6 protein-coding genes are annotated in these 4,912 nt (G+C 73.1%); 1 reads left to right on the forward strand and 5 read right to left on the reverse strand.

Going from position 1 to position 4,912, the window contains the following annotated elements; translation table 11 throughout:
• Positions 1–180 precede the first annotated feature (180 nt).
• Both ABD194_RS18590 and ABD194_RS18595 read right to left on the reverse strand, forming a co-directional pair.
• Complete coding sequence (locus tag ABD194_RS18590) at positions 181–627, reverse strand: NINE protein (RefSeq protein WP_343994250.1); 447 nt, start codon at positions 625–627, stop codon at positions 181–183.
• 181 nt (positions 628–808) lie between these two features.
• Positions 809–1,165, reverse strand: coding sequence for an antitoxin (locus tag ABD194_RS18595; RefSeq protein ID WP_343994252.1), 357 nt, complete (start codon positions 1,163–1,165; stop codon positions 809–811).
• Between the two features lie 291 nt (positions 1,166–1,456).
• Here ABD194_RS18595 and ABD194_RS18600 point away from each other — a divergent pair, with 291 nt between their 5' ends.
• Positions 1,457–2,206 (forward strand): SDR family NAD(P)-dependent oxidoreductase, encoded by a 750-nt coding sequence (locus ABD194_RS18600; RefSeq protein WP_343994254.1) that lies wholly within the window; start codon positions 1,457–1,459, stop codon positions 2,204–2,206.
• A gap of 59 nt (positions 2,207–2,265) precedes the next feature.
• Here ABD194_RS18600 and ABD194_RS18605 read toward each other — a convergent pair whose 3' ends face one another.
• The 3 genes from ABD194_RS18605 to ABD194_RS18615 form a co-directional block, all read right to left on the reverse strand.
• The gene (locus tag ABD194_RS18605) at positions 2,266–3,309 is read right to left on the reverse strand and encodes an NAD(P)H-binding protein (RefSeq protein ID WP_343994256.1); all 1,044 of its coding nucleotides are present in this window, start codon (positions 3,307–3,309) and stop codon (positions 2,266–2,268) included.
• Positions 3,306–3,860: an SRPBCC domain-containing protein gene (locus ABD194_RS18610; protein ID WP_343994258.1), complete on the reverse strand. Its 555-nt coding sequence runs from the start codon at positions 3,858–3,860 to the stop codon at positions 3,306–3,308. The genes ABD194_RS18605 and ABD194_RS18610 overlap by 4 nt, the downstream gene beginning before the upstream one ends.
• 146 nt (positions 3,861–4,006) lie before the next feature.
• Positions 4,007–4,912: GNAT family N-acetyltransferase (locus tag ABD194_RS18615; RefSeq protein WP_343994260.1), on the reverse strand; the 906-nt coding region annotated here is incomplete at its 5' end.

Raw genomic sequence — 4,912 nt, forward strand, 5'->3', positions numbered from 1 at the left:
GGACGGCGGCCTGCGGCGTCGGTGGGCCGGTCGAGGACGTACTGCGACATGGTGCTTCTCCTTGAGGTCGGACTGTCGAGACCTCAGAAGGAGCAGGGCCGCCGGGAGATACCGGGCGGCCACTGTTTGAGTCGATCTACCTAGACGAAACCACTGTGATCCCAAGCAAAGCGGGCACCCTCACCAGTTGACGAGCAGCCGGTTCTGCTTGTCCCGGAAGGCGCCGACGAGGATGAGGACGAGGTCGACGAGGAACCAGATGCCGAGGCCGCCGACCGTCACGAGCTGCAGGATGCCGGTGCCGAGCTTGCCGACGTAGAAGCGGTGCACGCCGAAGACGCCGAAGAAGAAGCAGAGCAGGGCCGCCGCGAGCCGGGACCGGTCGCTCACCGGCATGCCGAGGGCGTCCGTCGCCACCGGGACGAAGGTGGCCATCGGCGACGGCGTGGTGGCGGTCGGCCCGGTCGGCGACAGCAGGGGGCCGAGCTGGTCGGTCCACCCGTCGCCGTCCCAGTAGCGGGACTGCGTGCGGCCCTCGGGATCCGGGTACCAGCCGGCAGGGATCTCCTGCGGGGCGGGCGCGGTGGGCCTCGCCGGCTGGTCCGGCTGGGCGGCGGGCTGGGTCATCGGTGGCCTCCGAAACGGGATGGGGAGAGTCTGCGCAGCTCGTGACCAGCATCGTCGAGGGCGGCGGCGGCCACCGGGGAATCCCGGACGTCCGGGCCGGGGCTAGGCAATCCTCTTGCGTCCCCAGGGCCGCGGCTGCTCTCCTGACCGCGTGACCGGCCTGCGCACCGAGCGAGCCGGCCTAGCTCGGGTTGCCGGCGGGGGAGTCCTCGTCGAAGGCACTGTGCTTGTCGTCGGGCACGACGGGGGAGGGAGGAGCCCCCTGGTCGTGTTGCTCGACGAGCTTGTCGATGCGCTTGTCGACCGAGGCGCGAACCTTGGTGACGGTCTCGGCGTGCTTGGCGCCGGTCTTCTCGCTGATCTTGGCCTCGGCCTTGTCGAGCGCGCCGTCGACCTTGCCCCGGTTCTGCTGGGCGTAGGTCGCGGCAGCCGAGAGAGCGGCCCTGGCCATCTCGACGACGGCGTCGCCGAAGTCCTTGGCCTTCTCCTGGAAGTGGACCTCGTCGGCCTTGTGCTTCATCTGCTCACCGAACGACACGGTGTCTCCTCGTCTCGCACTGGTCCGACCCACACGTCGGACGTCCTGCATCCACAGTCCTACCCGAGGCCCATGGCCCGCAACCGGGGTCGACCCCGACCCGACCCTGACCAAGCCCTGAACCCGCCCCGAACCGGCCCGGGCACCGGAGCCGGCGACCGGGCGCCGGCCGAGATGTCTGTTCGCCACGTCGGGGTCGTGTCTGCATCATCACGGTGCGCCGGGCTCTCGACCGGCGGAGAATGGGGCTGCGGGCACAGCGCCTGTGGCACAAGGGGATCGGGTGGCACCATGGAACGGCTCGAAGGTCGTGTGGCGCTCGTGACCGGGGCGGCGAGCGGCATCGGCAGGGCCACCGCGCAGCGCCTCGCAGAAGAGGGCGCGGCGGTGCTGCTGACCGACGTCAACGAGCTCGGCGCCGAGACAACCGAGGTGCTGCGGGCGACCGGGGCGCGGGTCGACTTCGTGCGCCACGACGTCGCGATCGAGTCCGACTGGGAGGCGGCGGTGGCCAAGGCGGTCGAGGAGTTCGGCCGGCTCGACATCCTCGTCAACAACGCCGGCCTGGGTGACCTCGCCGCCATCGAGGAGACGACCCTCGCCGACTGGGAGCGCACCATCTCCATCGACCAGACCGGCGTCTTCCTCGGCATGAGGGCGGCCGCGCCGCACCTCAAGGCCTCCGGCCACGGGGCGGTCGTCAACATCAGCTCGATCTTCGGCACGAGCGGCGGCTTCGGCGGCTCACCCGCGTACCACGCCGCCAAGGGCGCGGTCCGCACGCTGACGAAGAACGTCGCGCTGCACTGGGCCGCCGACGGGGTGCGGGTCAACTCGGTCCACCCGGGCTTCATCGACACCCCGATCCTCGAGCAGGCCAAGGGGACCCCGATCGAGAAGGCCATGACCGACCTGACCCCGATGGGCCGCCTCGGTCGCCCGGAGGAGGTCGCCGCCGGGGTCGCCTACCTCGTCAGCGACGACGCGAGCTTCGTGACCGGCGCCGAGCTGTACATCGACGGAGGCTTCATCGCCAGGTGACCGCCGACCGGCCCATCAGAGCTGCCCCGGCGGTGTGACGGGGCACCGGGCGTCCGCGGCTACCGGCCGCGGACGGCCGACCACGCGCCGGCCGCCGCCCAGGCGACGACGGACCGGTGGCGTGCCCAGCGCGGGTCGCCCACCGAGGGCGCCTGCGGGTCGCCGTCGACCGACGCGCCGTCCGGTGCGCCGTCACCGGCGCGGGGCGAGGCCAGCGACCGGGTGACTGCGTCGGCCACCGTCAGCAGGCCGCTCGGCGGCTCACCGAGTACGTCGGCCGCGTCCAGCCGTCCGACCATGTCGTGGCCGAGGCTCGGGATGAGCGAGTGCACCGTGCCGCTCGGCACGTCGACGAGCGCGCCGGCGACCCGGGCGACGGCTCCGACGGGTGCGAGCCACACCGGCAGCTGCACCCGGAGCAGGCGGGCGCGGGCGGCATACGTCCTCAGCAGCGAGACGTAGGTGAGCCGGTCGGGTCCCACGACGTCGAGGTGCCCGGTCACGTCGGGCCGCTCGAGCGCCTCGGCGAGGAACCACACGGCGTCCGCGACGGCCACCGGCTGGATCACCGAGCCGCCCATCCACGCCGGAACGGTCTGCACGACGCCCAGCCGGTGCGACATCTGGCGCATCACCTCGAAGCTCGTCGAGCCGGCCCCCACCACCATCGAGGCGCGCAACGTCAGCACCGAGCAGTCCGCCGTGGCGAGGACCTCCTCGACCTCCAGCCGCGAGAGCAGGTGGTCCGACAGCTCGTCGTCGGGCAGCTCGGGCACGATCCCCGAGAAGTAGACGAGCCGCGTGGCGCCGACGAGGCCCGCCGCATACGCGACGTTGTCGGCGGCCTGCCGGTCGAGACGCATGAACTCCTCGTCGTCGAGGCCGTGCACGAGGTAGCAGATCGCGTCGACGCCCTCCAGGGCCTCGAGCACGCGCTCCTCGTCCTGCACATCGACGCGCCGCCACTCGACGTCGCCGGACCAGGGGTATGCCGTCGCCGGGCTGCGGTGGTGCGTGGCCACCACGTCGTGGCCGCGTCGGAGCAGCTCGGGCACGAGCCGGGAGCCGACGTAGCCGCTCGCGCCGACGACGGCGACCTTCATCGCCGCTTGCGCTCGCGCCGGTCGCGACGCAGGGAGCCGAAGAGGTCGGTGGCGGACCGGAGGAGGTCGAGACCGCCGTCGTCGGCGTCGCCCGCCTCGTCGTGCCCCCGGCCCGGCACCGACATGCAGCTGAGGAAGCGCTCGATGAGCGGGTCGGAGGCCCGCTGCACCAGGCCCGAGCCGACGTCCATCGGGAGGCCGAGGAAGACGAGGTCGGTCGCGAGCCGGGCCCGCGTGCGGTTGCCGTCGCCTAGCGGGTGCAGCTGCAGGGTGATGTCGATCGTCGCCTTGCCGAGCCCGTGCCGCTCCTGGCCGGTGGCCGCGAGCCGGGCCTGCGCGGCGTCCTCGTCGCGCTCGGTCATCGACCCCGTGCCGTCGAAGTAGAGCGACAGCGGGCCCAGCTTGGCCCGGATCTCACCGACGAAGTCGTCGCCGTGGACCTGCGTCACCTTCGCGCCCGGGAAGCAGCGACCGATGCGGCGCAAGTCCATGAAGTGCGTCCAGACCGCGTCGAGCGGTGCGTCGAGCTCCTGCTCGTGACCGAGTCTCATCGCGTTCCTTCCGTCCGCTGCACCGGGGCGAGGGGACCGGCGGCACAGGCTCAACGGTCGCATACCCGTCGAGCCTCCGACAGGGGCGCCTGGGGGCGCCGGGGGACGCCGTGGGGCGCCGGCGGGCGCCGGGCGACGGAGGCTCGTCAGGCCGTCGCGCCGCCCGGCAGCAGCTCCCAGTGGATGCCGTCGCCCCACGAGCCGTCGGCGAGCCGGTCGACCGCGTGCTCGCGACCGAAGGGCACGAAGCCCGCCGACCGGAGCACGGCGTTGCTCGCCTCGTTGTCGGCGGCGGTCTCGGCGACGAGGCGGCGCAGGCCGAGGCCGCCCTCGCTCGCCGGGGCGAGCGCGTGCGCGACCGCCAGCTGCGCGGCCTCCTTGGCCGCCCCGCGTCCACGGGCGCTGGGGAAGAACTGGTAGCCGAGCTCGGCGACGTCGGTGATGGGGCCGCTTCGGCTGAAGACCGTCACGCTGCCCAGGGCCCGGTCGCTCTCGACGTCCTCGACGCACCAGTCGATGCCGGTGCCCTCGGCCATCCGCTCCTGACGGTTGTGCACCCACGTCGGGAACGTCTCGCGGCGGATGATCGAGCGCGAGGGCATCCAGTGGTCGGGATCGTCGCGGACCTCGATCGCGTCGATGTCGTCGATCCGCCAAGGGCGCAGGCGAACTCGTTCGCCCTCGACGGGAGTGGCGGCGAGCCACGGTGTCTGGGCCGACAGCGGGTCGCCCGGGACGATGCTGGCCGTCCACGTGTCGAGGGCGTCGGGGCCGCCCTCGGGATCCGGGTGGCTGCCCGGCACCGTGCCGTGGAAGGTGAAGCCGGCGGCCCAGGCGGCGCGGCGCGAGCCCCAGTTGCCGACGATCGCCCGCCAGTGGACCCGGCGCACCGGGACGCCCCAGACCGGGGTCGCGAAGGCGTGCCGCACCACGAGCCGCACGGCCCTCGACATGAGGCCGCGGCCGCGGGCGTCGGGGTGCAGCCCGAAACCGAGCTCGCCGACGGAGGGAGCCGGGCCGCGCCTCAGGTCGATGGTGCCGCCGAAGCGTGC

The sequence above is a fragment of the Terrabacter terrae genome (assembly GCF_039529575.1).
Taxonomy (GTDB): Bacteria; Actinomycetota; Actinomycetes; order Actinomycetales; family Dermatophilaceae; genus Terrabacter; species Terrabacter terrae.